We start from the raw sequence: 14,247 nt of genomic DNA, 5'->3' as shown, positions 1-14,247 counted from the left end.
GTCCATCAGCTGCCACATACCCCTAACCGTAGCCCCGAGGTCAAGGCGAAGCGTGAGGTGGGAGGGAGGTTGGCCCGCACCAGCCCCAATGTTTCCGACTCAATGTCTCCGATGTAAAACCGCCACCGTAACCCCGAGAACCGCGACGGTACCGCTCAGCAGTAACGCTTTTCCGACGGTGGGGCCACCCGCAGCGGGCATGAACCATAACCAGGCCGCAGCCGGGACCGAGATGAACGCAATCACGACGGTATGGAAGGCGCCGATGCGCACAAGCCGCGGCGAAACCCGTGCGTAACCCGGACCGAGCGCAGCATAAGCCCAGCTCATATGGGTGATGAGAAGAAAAAGTCCGATCAGGATCAGACGGATTACAGACAGCAGATCACCTGATCCCGGGGAGAAGGAGATGCTCACCAGGCATATCAGAGCGACGGCGAGCGTCGCCGTCGAGTCGGGTCTGAGGGTCGAGAACACACAGCCGACGGTGCCAATCACCATAGCGATAGTGCTCCAGACGACGGGGGCGGTCATGCCGCCAGGTGTCCATAAAGAAGCCAGGATCAGACTGAGTTCACCTCCGATGAGGCCGGTGAGCCGCAGGAAAAACTGGCCGATGCTCAGCGCTCGTGCGCGGTCGACCAGATCGGTGAGCTGAATACCCAGCTGGCGCATCATCGAGACCTCCGAAGCCGCGGCGCGGACCTGGCTCGCGACATGGCCTGGAGGACCTGCGTAAGTGCTGAGGGGCCGGTCCACGGGGTGACTGGAACGCCGAGCCGACGTAAATGATCCACGGTTTGCTCGCGTTCTAAACGCCGAAGAACCCACGCTTCTTGCCAGAAATGGGGATCAGACAGCGGTCCTCGGTTGGGTCGCAAAGGGGCGTCCGGCGATGAATCGAGAGCCCGGTCCAGAGACTGGGTGAGAGTCTGCCCCGCCGTCACACCGGAGATCTGGATTAACGAGGGTCCAGGTGGTCGGTCCAAAGACTGGTTCCCATCCCGGCCCAGGTGGTGCAGCGATCCCAGTGAACTGGGAAGGGTGTCGATCACCACGACCTCCCCTCCCAGATGAACCAGGCGAACAATCTCGTTGACGACCGGGGGAAGCAGAAGGGGAGAGCAGACGAACACGAGTGTTCCGCCGCGCAGAGAAAGCAGCGGTTGAAAACGGTCGCGGGTGACCAGTTCCCGACGTGCCCGGGACAGGGAATCGAACACCCTGCGCACGTGCCGGGGACCAGATCCGCGGGGAATATGTCCAATGCGATGCCCCAGATCGTGCAACGCGACGCGGTCACCGACCCCGAGATAGTGGTGTGCGATAGCGGCTGCGGCGCGCACGGTCATATCCAGGCTGGATTCTTCGGCCTCTAGCGCCGTGACGCGCACCCCGGGCCCAGCCGGTCGCAGATCAGCCAGTGTGTCGGCGACGATGAGGACATCGGTGTCGCGGTCGGTCAGGGTGGAATTGGTGTGCAGCGTCCCGGTGCGGGAGGTGACCCGCCAGTTAATGCGACGCAGCCGGTCGCCATGCTGGAAGGGGCGCACATCGGCCAGGGCTGACCCGTCTCCTCGAGCAGAGGAGGTGTGTCTGCCAGTCATACCGATAGGCCGTGTGACCTGTGTCGATGCATCGAGAATGGGGGAGATGGGGATCACCGTGAATTCGACGGCGGGCAATGTTCCAGTCCACCGGTGGGAGGCGAGCGGATCGGCTAGCAGGATCCGGCCCGGCCCGATGTCGTAGCGTCCCCAACGACGCATGGTGAAGGTGATGGGTGCCACGGTGGATTTGGGGGACGGAGCCTTCGCCTCAAGGGACGGAGCCTTCGCCTCATGGGATGGAACCTTAGCGGCGTGCTCTGCCGGTGCGGACGGCCTCACCCGGTGGGGATGGCTGATATCGACGGCGCATGCCCAACGCGGCTGGGCATGCGCCGAGGCGACCACCGGCCAATGCACGGTATGTATCAAACCTAAACCGTCATCGCGCAGAGCGAGCCTGACCGTGTCACCCTCCCGCACAGATCGCGACGATGAGAGCACGTCCGGCGGCGGCAGCGCGTTATCGACCGGCCTATGACGCGCCCACGCCCACGCCGCATAGATCAAAAATGGCACGCCCAGCACGGCGGGTTCGATCCGATGCGTGCCAATAGCCAGGAGAAATGAACATGCGGCGACCGCCACCGCCCTCATGAATGCGGTGGTGGGAACCAGACGCCGACGAGTAGGCATTACCGTTGCGGAGTGCCCGGAACGGGGTCGTCCTCGGCTGGGTCGTCCTGGGCTGGGGCGTCCGGCACCGGCACGCTGTGCACAACCGACCCGATGATGTCTCGGGCGGTCACATCTTGAAGCCACAGTTCAGGGCGGACGGTGATCCGATGCTCCAGCGCCGGATGGGCGAGCGCCACGATGTCTTCCGGTACAACGAAATCCCGTCCGCGGATCACCGCCAGAGCCCGGGCGCATGTGAGCAGCGCCAGGGACCCTCTCGGGGAAGCGCCGATGAGAACCTGCTGGTGGCGCCGGGTTTCGCTCACAATCGCGACCGCGTATCGACCGACGTCTTCGGCGACGTGAACATCTTCGCAGGCTTGTTGCAGCGCAAGCAGTCGCCCTGGGCTGAGCACCTGATCCACGCTCTGCTCCTCCTGACGACGCTGGATTCTCCGGGCCAGGACATCCCATTCCTGGTCGGGAGTCGGGTAACCAAATGAAAGCCGCAGCAAAAATCGATCCAGCTGGGCTTCCGGCAGCGGATAGGTGCCTTCATGTTCCACCGGGTTCGATGTGGCCAGAACATGAAAAGGCGAGGGCAACGGCATCGTCGTGCCCTCAACCGTCACTTGACGTTCCTGCATCGCCTCCAAGAGCGCGGATTGAGTTTTCGGAGGGGTGCGGTTGATTTCGTCCGCCAGCAGCAGGCCCGTAAATACAGGACCCTTGCGGAAGATGAACTCTCCGCGTGCTTGCTCGTAGACATAGCTTCCGGTGAGATCTGCCGGAAGCAGGTCGGGGGTGAATTGAGCGCGAGTAAACGGTAGCCCCAGGGCTTGTGCAAACGATCTGGCCGCTAGGGTTTTCCCCAACCCCGGAAGGTCCTCCAGCAGTACATGGCCTCCGGCGAGGATGCCTGCGAGCACCATCTCTAACGCCGCGTCGGCGCCCACTACTGCGCGACGAACCTGGAAGAGAACATCTTGAGCGAGCTGACTGGCCTCCTGCGCGGTGATGGGCGGCGTGGCCTCATCGTGATGCTGTGTCATAGCGAGTCAATCTCCTGAAGATATTGGTGCAGGGTGCGTCGGTCGAGGCGTGGAGCGGAACGGTGAGGATCGGCTGCCGCCCCTAGATATGCGAGGAACCCGGGGGATAGCCCGGTGCGGTGAACGGTGAGATGGTCGCTGATGTGACGTGCAGGGGCGGGGGCATACGGCGGTGCATCTTGGGGTGTGTCATTCCCGAGCGGAAGGCTGAGGCCGCGGCGACGATGCAGGGTTTCCCGGGTGATGCTCAATAGGAGCTGTTCGACGTCGTCACTGGCATGCCTGCGAAGGTTGCGGGAACTCGACAGGATGTCCTCAATGCGGCGAACCCGCACGTCTTTGGATGCTTCGAGCCTGGAATCAACGTCCAGATCGACCTGATCCCATCCGGCAGGTGCTGCCCGCTGGGTGCCGTTTCGCACGAGCCAGCGGCCGACGGCGACACTGAGCGCTAACGCAATCAGCGGGGCAGGCTCGATGGCATATCCGCCCAGGCGCACCAGCACCATCACAGCCATGGCGCCAATCACCATCAGAACGGTCTCTAGGGCGAGCCGCCTGAGCCGCCGAGTTGACGCTCGGTTGTGCTGATCTCGCTCTCGGGTCACCGTGGTGTTCACGGTCGGCTCTCCGTGGTTTCCGCAGGGGGAGCGGTCGTTTCGTCTTGGGAGGCGGCTGCTGGACCTGATGGGTTTGTTGGCCCTGCTTGAGTAGCGGCCAGGGCGCCGGTTGGGGTGCCGGTAGAGGCCTCGGCAGGCTCGCCAAGATCCGCAGACAGCCTGGTCAACAGGGCTAATGCGCGGTCCTGGGCAGCGGGGTTGAGCGTGTGCGGGCTAAACCGGGCCGTGCGATACAGGTCGGCGAATTCCTGCAGGGAATCCGCGTGCACCGGTAAGGATCCGAGCACGCACACCACATAGTCTCCGGCGGTCTGGTGGCTGGCCCGGCGCACCCCCGATCCAGCAGCGAGACCTTCCAGGTGCCGCCACGCCGCGACGATCCCGAGCTGCGGATCAGGCTGCGAGGTCAGTGCCGCACGCGAACGCTCGATACTGGCGCGGGCCTCGTGAACTGACAGCAAACCGGTATCACCAGCAAAATCATCGGCCACCTCCCGGGTGTGACGGCGAGTGCGAACAACCCACAGCACCAGCCAGATCACGATGATGGCGCCGAACACCGCAGCGACCCACAGCGTTCCAATAATGAGCGTGGTGAACCAGGGTGCGTCATGAGGGATGACGGTGACCTCGTGGGCGGTGGAGCCGCTGGGTAACGACGGATGTGTGGTGAAGGTTGGCATCCTGCGCAGGGATGGAGGCGTCAGCGAGTAGTCAACCGGTACCCGATGGCCTAGTGGTCCGCGCCCGGTGCGCACCGCGAGCCCCACCAAGGTGAGCACAACTGCACTGGCCGCAGACGCAATCAGCCACCGCGCCGGTGCGATCCGCCGGGGAGGAGAGGAGACGGAACCGCGCAGGAGGGGCGGGGCAGATGCGGACATCGGTCAGTTCTTTGACGCCTTCTCGGGGGCGATGGGATCGCACACGATGACAGACTGTTCGCCGCGCAGCCGGGTCAGCACCAGGGTGGCTTCGCCATCGCCGAAAGTGCGCGGTCTCAGTTGCCGACGTAGCTGATCAGGTTCTACTGCGGTGCCTCGCTTTTTGATCGTGAGGCGTCCGATACCGTGTTCACGCAGATACGACTTCAGCCGTTTCACACCGAATGGCATCGCCTCGCGGACGCGATATCCGGTGACGAAGGGGGAGGTGAATGGCTGATCAGCGGTGAGATAGGCAATTGTGGGGTCAATGAGACGTGCCTGCATGGGGGAGGCGGCCTGGGCAATGAGGCCCGCCCGGATTACCGCGCCGTCGGGCTCGAAGAGGTAATCGCCGAGATCGTCAACCTCCAGCAAGTCCGGTTGTGCGGTGCCTGCACGTGTCGCGGGCACGCTGCGATCAGTGAGCAGGTGGGTTCCCTGCGCGTTGATCACCAGGGCCGACCGCTTCACGGAGTCTCGCGCCAGAATGCCGAACCACACGGTCGCCTCCAGGACCTGGCCATGCCACGATATCCACTCTGTTTCCGCTTCGGCAGGCAGCGCGTCATGGGCGATACCGGGCCCGAGCTTCGCACCGACGGCGGCGCCTTTCCCAGCAACCTCCAAGCGGTGCGCAAGGTCGACGACAAAGGACAGCGGCGGGGAGCAGGCTTCTGGATCGAAAATGCGTCCGCGTTCGGTGCGGCGTGCGGGATCTAACCACACGGCATCAGTGCTGGCCGGATCGTGATCTTCGGCGCTGCCAATGTCCACCCGGGCATTGGGAAGATGCATCAGATTAATCCGAGCGAGGGACGCGATCACCGGGTCGCGGTCAACAGCCACAACATCCAGGCCAAGGCCTGCGCTGGCCATCGCGTCACCGCCGAGTCCGCACCCGAGATCGGCTACTGAACTGAGCCCAGCCTGCACGAAACGGCGAGCATGATGCACGGCGACGGGAAGCCGGGTGGACTGTTCGAGACCGTCTGGGGTCAGCAGCATCGAGGAAGCGAACTCCCCGAATTTGTCGGCGGCTTTTGCCCGCAGCCGGGATTGCGTGAGCACTGCGGATACCAGGTCGGCCTCATATCCTTGTGCACGCAAGCGCTCGCCGAGCGATAGCGCATGGTCTGGATCGTAGGGGGGAAGTGAATTCAACAGTGCCCAGCCCTCGGGTTCAAGCACGAGGGCGAGCGAGCGTCGGAACGCATCCTCACCGCTGCTGTTGGTGCCGCTTCCGTCCGCTTGTTCCATGGGGTTCATCCTAATGGCCGGGCTGTGCGGGCAGGATATGTGCGACCACGGGTGCGTGAAGCTAGGTGCTTGTGTAGGCAGGATGTGCGCGACGACGGGTGTACGAAGCTAGGTGTTTTTGCCGGCTTGTTTTTAGGCGTTCGCGCTGGCCGCTGTCGGGGCGCGGCACAGTGTCGCCCAGATCGCCACACAAAGCATCGTCGCGGCTGCGAGAGCCAAGGCGATTGTCGGGTTACGCGCCACCCCGAGCCATAGCCCGACCCACGAGCCCGCTATGCCTCCGAGTGCGGTCATGGAGTAAGACCAGCCGACGACGGCGCGAAAGTCCGATTGTTTTAGCGCGGATTGCCGCGACGTCGAAATAGCGAAGCGAACTCCGGTTACACAGACGGTAGCGATAAGAAATCCAGTGATTACGATGATCGACTTGGTACGCGCGCTGTCGGAATACAAAATCCCAGCCAGACTGCAACAGTATCCGGCCAGCACTCCCCACAGGAGATAGCGCAAAATAATGCGTACCGACTCGCGATATCGACGCATGAGGCGTCCGATCAGATATGGGCTCGCCGCGGCGATTACACCCACGACAAAGAGCAGTCCGCCGAGCGACTTGGTGGCGTGAGGGCCGCTGCCAACTGCCCACAGGAGAATATAGGTCCCAATGAGGGCCGGGCTAAATGACACGACAAACGAAAAGAAGGGTGACAGGTAGCCGAATCTAGTGAGGATGCTCAGGCTCGACGGAATAAAGAATCGAATAATTGAGCGAGCGTTCAACGCTTGGTCGGCGTCCGTATCGTCAACCGTATGGGGCGGACTGAAAATCCTCGCTGATCTGGTCCTGAAGTAGATGGCGAGCAGGGACGCCACCAGATTCAGACCGAGAATGAGGACGATACCCGCCGGGCTGATCAGAGCGCCGACTGGTTGACCTATGACCAATCCGCTCACTGCGGTCCCGACCACGATGAGTGTGTTCGCGCGGATAACCAGCGAGGCATCCACTTGGCCGATGTCGTTGAGATAGAACTCCTCGGCGAGATCGACGATGAGCGGAAGAAAAGAAACAGCGAGAAGGTATATGACCAGGATCGGTGTGCGGATACTTTCTGGCGATAAGAGCAGCGCCACCATGGTGACCGCGGTGACGCAAATATCGACGCCCTCGCACGTAACCAGAACGCGACCAGGATCCCGGCCTTCGATCAGCTTTGAGATGCCTGACGCGAGGGCATCCTGGAAATCAGTGACGGTGCGGTAAATAGGAACCCACATCACCGGGAAGAGCCCCAAAGTAATGAAACCGGAGACTGCTCCTTCAATTATTTGGGACCCGATATATGAAGAGAGTAGCCCGGTAACCATCAGGAGCTGGGCGCGTCGAACTATGGACGTATTAATCGGCACTGCGTCTCGATTTCGGCCATGGTGCAACTTTCAGTGATTCTATTAAATTCTTTTTAAGAGAATCATAGTCTTGTCGACCATCAAGTTGAACTGCACTTTCTACCTCCAGTAACAGTAGCGCCTTTAGGGCAAAATATGATTCCAACTTCTGGGGGTCAATTGCTGCTCGACAAACTTCTATCGTCTTCAGTAATTGATATCTGTTGATTGCGACGGAAGTCTCATCCCCGATTTCATATTTGTCGCGAGGATCCAAACTACTTCACTCCTAATGGTGAATCAATAAGATCAGCAGCTTCTTTAGTTAAACCAAAAGGGGGCAGAGTAATTTCTTTAATCCAAACCGCCATCAGACGACGCTCTTCGTCTAGATCTGCGTCTGAAGCGGATTTAAGAATGCTATATAGATATGCTGACCGGAATGCGGCGATCTGACAACGGCGAAGGGTCTTGGATGATTGTGTTTTTGTATAGCGAGCTGCCGCAAGTAATGAAATGTGCGAATAAACATGGAACGCATCAAAAGCTCGAGACGTGTTCCAGAAAACCCTTGATTTATTAGTTCGCCACCATGGAATCTCTAGCGTTTCCGGGGCCTGATCGTCAAGAAATGGGCGGTCAAATCCTCTTGTGATACGTTGCGCTTTGGAATGGAGGCACTCGTGAAGGAGGGACTCTGATCCTTCTTCAGAGTCGCTAAATGTCGAAACGTCAAAGTATGATAAACCTACAAGGTCAGTAAAAGTGCCGCCTACAACAGTTTTTCCACTCACAAGGCGTAGCCGTTTAAGGTACTTGATTGCGTCTTGCCCCATGGCTCCACCATAGGCTAGGAGATCTTGGAAGGACTGTTTAATTTTGTGCTCTATTTCCCAAGATAATGGGACAATGGGTTCGGCAGTCCTGGATGAGACCTCAACGTCGACCTCGTGATCAGCTGGATGATCAGTTGCGCTGAGTGACTTTGGGTCGCCCTTAAGTGTTTTAAGCGGTTGAAAGACATGCTGGGAATCCCATAAAACAGCTGTCGAATTCAAAGCTCGAGTTTCCAGTAAAGATTCGGCGCCGGGGTGGAGGACATCTGTGTCGTAAAGCTCCATGGGCGCTCCAAAGCTTTCATACCAAGTGCGAGACACTGTGTCGATGATTTTGGAATCTCCGTATCGGCCACCTACCAAAGATTTAATAGCCTTGCTGATAGTGGTTTTATTTTCTGTAAACATCATATTCCTTTCTTAATTAGGTGTTTAATAGTTTCTTTATCTACAAGTCGCCCAGTTGCCTGTATGGGAATCCCGAATTTAATCATATTGAATCGCTCGGCGCCAGCGATTATGACCTGGCAAACTGCCGCTCCGCCAGTCTTCGCCATCCAAACCACTCTCCCGTATGCTTCATATCCACGATTGTTTAGTTCTGCTACGAGTGATCGACTATTAGTATTTTTATCTCGCGTTTTTGTTGATAAATCTGAGGTTGACTGGGTAGCGTCGTAGAACATATTACGTGTTCGCTTGGCATGAAGAAGAACGGGGTAACGTGCGAGTGCCACTTCCGATGTGACCCCTCCATCGTGTTCAATGCCAAATTCCTGGGAATTTGCCCAATGCTCTTGTTGCGCCTCTGCGATTGCCCGCTCGGCAGCGTATGCGGCAGACCAACTACTCCCACAGCCAACTATGGCGGTTTTGCTATACGGTGTGGAACTAGCATACGCGGCTATCGTTGTACCAGCTAAGCTTGGTAGTTGTACGAAGCGTAGTTGACGACCTATCTGTTTTGAAATTGATTTTGACTGGTGATTAAGTGTCTCATCATCGAAAGTTTTGTGATATTGTGGATTCTCTTTTTTGATTATGAAATTAATTAATCGGGTACCGATAGCGTCTCTTTCGATTACTTCATTTAGAGCGTGAAGGATAGCGTCGCGAATGTTGCTCCCTGCGGCGTAGCCAGTCGAAGAACAGTAATTAGATAAAGTTTCCTCGGCGGACGTAATTGGAGTTGAGCTTAGGTCGCATGCGCTTGTTGGGTAATATCCGGAAATTGTTGAAAGATCATATTTGTTTGTTAGTTTATAAAATTTTGTGTAACGAGCGATATTATTTTTTAATGCATACCTAGATAAAGTATCGGTAATAATTTCCCCCTCGGTAACTTCCGTAGGCTGCGCTCGCGTTGTCCCGATAACTCCTGTAGCGGCTGCATGCTCGATTGTTTCAAAAATGGCGCTTGCTTCACTCTGTCGATCAATGCCTTTACCCACCGCGTACACCACGATTGCTGAGCGTTGTTGTTTTGCTTTGGCTTGGACTATGCGTAACCCACTTTCGGGGCTATGGTCAACTTCTTGTAACTTAATTTGTAGTCCTTCGCTAGCAAGTGCGGCGTAACCCTCGGCTATTGCTTGCGATAAATGCCGTGACCGCTCAAGTTGTGAGCGGCGTCTCAGTTTGGACCGAGACGCCGCTCTGAGGCTAAAGCTGTCCAACTTAAGCCTTCGTTACGGAACTGTGCGCGGCACGTTCCGATTCGGTTTGATCTGTTTCTTCTAGAAAGAAGTCAAAGTCGAAGGTCTCGTCTTCGGCAAGCTGAGCGGTCGCCTTCTTAAGTTCGCTACGTGTTGATCCCATGATGCTCTCCTAGCGGCTAGAGTTATCTCGATTATGTGTTGGCCATCACACCATGTGGACTGTATCACAGATCTTGCTTGTAGGGAACCTGGATGTTTCCCTCTGAGTCCACCTCGGAAGCTAGTTGAATTTGAGGTGTATATGGTTATGGTCTGACGGTTGCAGTGGAAGATAGGGGTGAGTTACCTGTCTGCTCGCGCCGTAAGGTCGCACTCAGGTAATGCGTCAAAAGGGGCGAATTTGACTACTGGGTATGTTGGCCATTGGTCTGTCGATTTGCCTCTAGCCACCGTGGAACTGGTCCTCAGGGTCGCAGGATGATCTTGCCGCGGGTATGGCCGGTTTCCAGCAATGCATGGGCCCGTGCCACCTCGTCGAGGGGGAAAACCTCGCTGACCTCGACGGACAGGGTGCCGTCGGTGACAAGCTCGGTGAGCCGTTGCAGCCGTGCCCGGTGGGGAGCGACGGAGGGAACGTGCACCTCAATGCCTCGGGCAGTTGCTGGGGTGGTGTCGGCCAGTGTTGGGAGCACCACGATGCGTCCGGCGGGTGCGAGTACATCCAGGCTGGGCACGAAGGTACTGAAGTAATGGGTGTCGATCACCGCATTGATCCCATTGCCATCGGTGGCGCGCAGTACGGCAGCTGGCCAGGCATCCTGTCCGGTGCCCGTGTAGTCGAAGGGCTCAGCCCCGAGCGAGCGTACCCGGTCGATATTTGCCGCGCTACAGGTGGCGAGCACGCGCGCACCGGCGGCACGCGCTAAAGCGACAATGATCTGGCCGACCCCTCCGGAGCCTCCGTGCACCAGAACGGTCTCACCCTCGCGAATGCGTGCTTGATCCTCCACCGCGGTGAGTGCGGTTAGCCCGGCCAGAGCAAGACCGCCATACGTGAGCGGGTCCCCACCAGCGGGAACAGCTGCCAACTCGTCGAGGGCGATCACCGCTTCATCTGCGTAACAGCCGCGGGTATCCGAGGGACGTCGCATCCCGAACACGGTGGAGCCGATCAATGTTGCCGTATCTGGGACCGATCCGTCAGCGGAGGGGAGCGGCGTATCGGGTACTCCGTCGCCGAGGGCTTCGACGACGCCGCACAGTTCTCGGCCCAGACCGGTGGGCAAGCTCATCCGCGAGCACATCCCTGAACTTCCGTCGCGCATTTTGTAATCCAGGGGATTTAAGCCTGCGGCCAGCACACGAATGCGGACTTCACCGGGGCTGGGTTCTGGGTCGGGAAGCTCTTCCAGGGTGAGGACCTTGGGGCTGCCGAATTCGTGGAGTGTGATCGCGCGCATAGCCCTATCATCACACCTGTGGTGACCCTCTTCAGGTTGGTTTCGTGCTGCGGGCGCTACTGCTATGCGGATCGGGGATCGGCAAGGGGTATTTCGGAGGGGATATATGGGAGATGCCGACGGTTCACGTGGGGTGTGTCGGAGGTGCCCTCGCAGGCCCAAGCCGTCGAGCGGACGCTTCTATAGCGGGTGACTATCGTAGGCAGCGGCGGGCTAAAACGCGACGACTCCTGCTGGGCTAGCACGCGATACCTGGTGTTTATGTTGCGGCTAGGGCACCCGACCTATCTAAGGACAAGTGAGCGCCTAGCCGGTGACGTTGGCCTTAGCCCGTGACGGCGGTGCGGAACCAGGTCGTAATCGTGGTCGGGTGGGTGATGGCGGTGCCGACGACCACCGCAAACGCACCGGTGTCTCGGGCGGCGCGGGCGTGCTCAGTGGTGTGGATGCGACCTTCGGCGACCACTGCGTGCTCGGGCAGACGGTGCACGAGCTCAGAGAGCAGCTCCAGGTCAGGCCCATCTGTCTTGGGGCGGGCATCGGTGTATCCGGCCAGGGTGGTTCCGATAATGTCCGCGCCTGCCTCGGCTGCCGCCAGGCCCGATTCGAGGCTGTCGCAGTCGGCCATGATGAGCACATCGCTGTCCTCACGCACACGGCGCACGGTTTCAGCGAAGCTGAGTCCATCCGGGCGGGGGCGCAGGGTTCCGTCGAGGGCGAGGATGTCGGCGCCTGCGGCGATTACTTGACGGGCGTGGTCGAGGGTCGGGGTGATGAAAACGCCCTCCTTGCCGTCTTTCCAGATCCCGATGACGGGCACGGACACGGCGGCTTTGACTTGCCGAATGTCTTCGAGTCCCTGGGCGCGGACGGCTGATGCGCCGCCCTGTTCCACGGCTGCGGCGATCTGTGCCATGGTGCGGGGATCTCGCATGGGTTCGCCGGGGTAGGCCTGGCAGGAGACGATTAGGGTGTTGCGCAGCGGAAGCAGTCGGGAGTCCATGGGTGATCCTTTCGCGGCCCGTCGGGACCAACATCAGACGTCTTATCTGTTAAATATCCTACCGCCGAGGACGGCGCCGTGGCGGGAAGAGCTGCATGGCTGCTCACCCGCCCGGTCGCGCGAGTGGGCCAACCCTGGACCCTACGGGCTAGTGCTCGCTTCGACCAGACCCGCGTTCCCCTAGCCGAAGTAGCGCCTTATCCGGCCGGCGGTGCGCCCTCTCCGGCAGGCGATGTGCCTTCTCCGGCATCGGCCAACAACCGGTAAATATGCAGACCGATATACGCGGTTTCGTCGGCGCCCACGGGCTGCTGCCACGCACTTTCGAGAATGTCGGCCACCTTCCGGGCCAACCGCATCGCCTCAGGAAGCGCAGACATCAGTGCTTCCTGCACCAGCTGCGGGGCATCGTGAGGGGCGCGCCCCTCGCTGAGGCGCACAAACAGGTAGCGAATGTGGGTCACAAACCGGGTCGCCGCTTGCCCGGTGCGGTCCAACGGCTGCCCGCGCCACTCATCGAGCACATCGAAAATGGTCCCCAGCGTCTTAGTCATGAGAACGGTGCGGTCAATGGGGTGCGCGCCGAATTGAGCGCTGACAAAATGCAGGGCAAAAGCCGCCGCTTCGTCATCCGGCAGAGGCACCCCGAGCGTGTCCCGAACAATGCCGAGCGCAGCCTGGCCGGCGGCGAGCTCCCGCGGATACAGCGCCCGCACTTCCCACACCAGCGGCATTTCAATCACCATGCCCTCGCGAACCCGCCGGATCGCGTAGGCCAGGTGGTCGGCAATTGGCAGCAGCAGAGCCTCAGGTCGGGAGAGGTTGAGCGAGGACTCAGCATGATGCACGATGGTCTGCGCCGCAGTCAGAATCGAGGGGTCGAGCTCCGCCAGAGCGCCCGCAAGACGCCCGGCGTGCTCTTTAGTTTCGGGCACGTAGACCAGCTCAACCCGGGCCGGATCCAGCGGTGTTCCGCGGCGGACCCCGAAACCGACCCCCGGGCCCGTCACCAGCACCGTGCGCCCCGCGCGATCTGTCGCGAGCACCACGTTGTTGTTGTGCACTCGGTGAGCGACCAACCGTCCGCGGTGTCCTGGATGATCAGGAGCTGGTGATGCGCCATTCCGCATGGAGATCAGCCTCGGGTCACTCTCAGGACGGGCTCGCCCTCACCCGCATCCAGCGAGGGGCCATCTAGCCGGGCATCGCCGAGGTTCGTGATCACCACCGGCGTGGCGACTGACGGCAACTGCTCGCGCAACAGATCCAGATCAATCTCCAGCACGGGATCACCTGCCTTGACCCTTTCGCCCACCGCGCGCAACGCGGTGAACCCCTGCCCTTTGAGGCCCACACTGTCGATACCGACATGCACCAGCAACTCCAGACCGCAGTCGGTGGTGATACCGAAAGCGTGCAGGGTGTCGGGGATCAAGGTGATGGTGCCCTCGACCGGCGCACACATGGGGCTCGCACTGGGGACCAGCGCAAACCCCGGACCGACCAGCCCGCGCGAAAACACCGGATCGGGAACCTCCCCGAGGGAAAGGACCTTGCCCGGTGCGGGGGCATAGATCTCACAGCCGGAGTTTTCGTCGCTGTGTGAAGCGGTCTTCGCCTGGGAGACAGCCGTGGCGCCTGCGGCTGGTGCGGCCTGCGAGGTAGCCGCGACGTCCGAATCCGTTGTGGTGGCCGGAGCCGGTGTGGCGTCCGAAGCCGCCGCGGCATGGGTGGTAGCAGCCGCTGTCTCAGCGGACGATGACGGGGATGACTTCCGGCGGAAGATACCGAACACGGAGAATCCTCTCGGGTAGTGGGTGA

Annotated in this window: 14 protein-coding genes; all 14 read right to left on the bottom strand. The window is 59.9% G+C overall.

Annotation, left to right across the window (positions count from 1 at the left end):
• Nucleotides 1-99: 99 nt before the first annotated feature.
• Nucleotides 100-678 (bottom strand): hypothetical protein, encoded by a 579-nt coding sequence (locus BN1724_RS07535; RefSeq protein WP_058234866.1) that lies wholly within the window; start codon nt 676-678, stop codon nt 100-102.
• Nucleotides 675-2,243, bottom strand: coding sequence for a DUF58 domain-containing protein (locus tag BN1724_RS07530; protein WP_058234865.1), 1,569 nt, complete (start codon nt 2,241-2,243; stop codon nt 675-677). The genes BN1724_RS07535 and BN1724_RS07530 overlap by 4 nt, the downstream gene beginning before the upstream one ends.
• On the bottom strand, nt 2,243-3,277 hold the full coding sequence (locus tag BN1724_RS07525; RefSeq protein ID WP_058234864.1) for an AAA family ATPase: 1,035 nt from the start codon (nt 3,275-3,277) through the stop codon (nt 2,243-2,245). The genes BN1724_RS07530 and BN1724_RS07525 overlap by 1 nt, the downstream gene beginning before the upstream one ends.
• Nucleotides 3,274-3,897: a hypothetical protein gene (locus tag BN1724_RS07520; protein WP_058234863.1), complete on the bottom strand. Its 624-nt coding sequence runs from the start codon at nt 3,895-3,897 to the stop codon at nt 3,274-3,276. Before BN1724_RS07520 ends, BN1724_RS07525 begins: the two co-directional genes overlap by 4 nt.
• Nucleotides 3,894-4,781 (bottom strand): DUF4129 domain-containing protein, encoded by an 888-nt coding sequence (locus tag BN1724_RS07515; protein WP_058234862.1) that lies wholly within the window; start codon nt 4,779-4,781, stop codon nt 3,894-3,896. Before BN1724_RS07515 ends, BN1724_RS07520 begins: the two co-directional genes overlap by 4 nt.
• Before the next feature lie 3 nt (nt 4,782-4,784).
• A complete protein-coding gene (locus BN1724_RS07510; RefSeq protein WP_058234861.1) occupies nt 4,785-6,080 on the bottom strand; it encodes a class I SAM-dependent methyltransferase in 1,296 nt (431 codons plus the stop codon).
• Between the two features lie 132 nt (nt 6,081-6,212).
• The gene (locus BN1724_RS07505) at nt 6,213-7,490 is read right to left on the bottom strand and encodes an MFS transporter (RefSeq protein ID WP_157085814.1); all 1,278 of its coding nucleotides are present in this window, start codon (nt 7,488-7,490) and stop codon (nt 6,213-6,215) included.
• Between the two features lie 257 nt (nt 7,491-7,747).
• Entirely contained in the window at nt 7,748-8,716 is a 969-nt protein-coding gene (locus BN1724_RS07500; protein ID WP_157085813.1) for a hypothetical protein, read from the bottom strand.
• On the bottom strand, nt 8,713-9,756 hold the full coding sequence (locus tag BN1724_RS12620; RefSeq protein WP_172797099.1) for a YcaO-like family protein: 1,044 nt from the start codon (nt 9,754-9,756) through the stop codon (nt 8,713-8,715). The genes BN1724_RS07500 and BN1724_RS12620 overlap by 4 nt, the downstream gene beginning before the upstream one ends.
• A 226-nt stretch (nt 9,757-9,982) precedes the next feature.
• On the bottom strand, nt 9,983-10,123 hold the full coding sequence (locus tag BN1724_RS12930) for a hypothetical protein (RefSeq protein WP_157085812.1): 141 nt from the start codon (nt 10,121-10,123) through the stop codon (nt 9,983-9,985).
• Between the two features lie 304 nt (nt 10,124-10,427).
• Nucleotides 10,428-11,423, bottom strand: coding sequence for an NADP-dependent oxidoreductase (locus BN1724_RS07495; protein ID WP_058234858.1), 996 nt, complete (start codon nt 11,421-11,423; stop codon nt 10,428-10,430).
• Nucleotides 11,424-11,748: 325 nt separating this feature from the next.
• Complete coding sequence (locus BN1724_RS07490) at nt 11,749-12,426, bottom strand: N-acetylmannosamine-6-phosphate 2-epimerase (protein WP_058234857.1); 678 nt, start codon at nt 12,424-12,426, stop codon at nt 11,749-11,751.
• A 197-nt stretch (nt 12,427-12,623) separates the two neighbouring features.
• Nucleotides 12,624-13,556 carry a PRD domain-containing protein gene (locus BN1724_RS07485; RefSeq protein WP_084252863.1) on the bottom strand — a complete coding sequence of 311 codons (933 nt, stop codon included), beginning with the start codon at nt 13,554-13,556 and terminating at the stop codon, nt 12,624-12,626.
• A 5-nt stretch (nt 13,557-13,561) separates the two neighbouring features.
• On the bottom strand, nt 13,562-14,221 hold the full coding sequence (locus tag BN1724_RS07480; RefSeq protein WP_058234855.1) for a PTS sugar transporter subunit IIA: 660 nt from the start codon (nt 14,219-14,221) through the stop codon (nt 13,562-13,564).
• Nucleotides 14,222-14,247: the final 26 nt, after the last annotated feature.

This window comes from Devriesea agamarum (assembly GCF_900070355.1).
Lineage (GTDB): Bacteria > Actinomycetota > Actinomycetes > Actinomycetales > Dermabacteraceae > Devriesea > Devriesea agamarum.
Note: the sequence above shows the minus strand (reverse complement) of the source record. Positions and strands in the feature narration are given on the sequence as shown.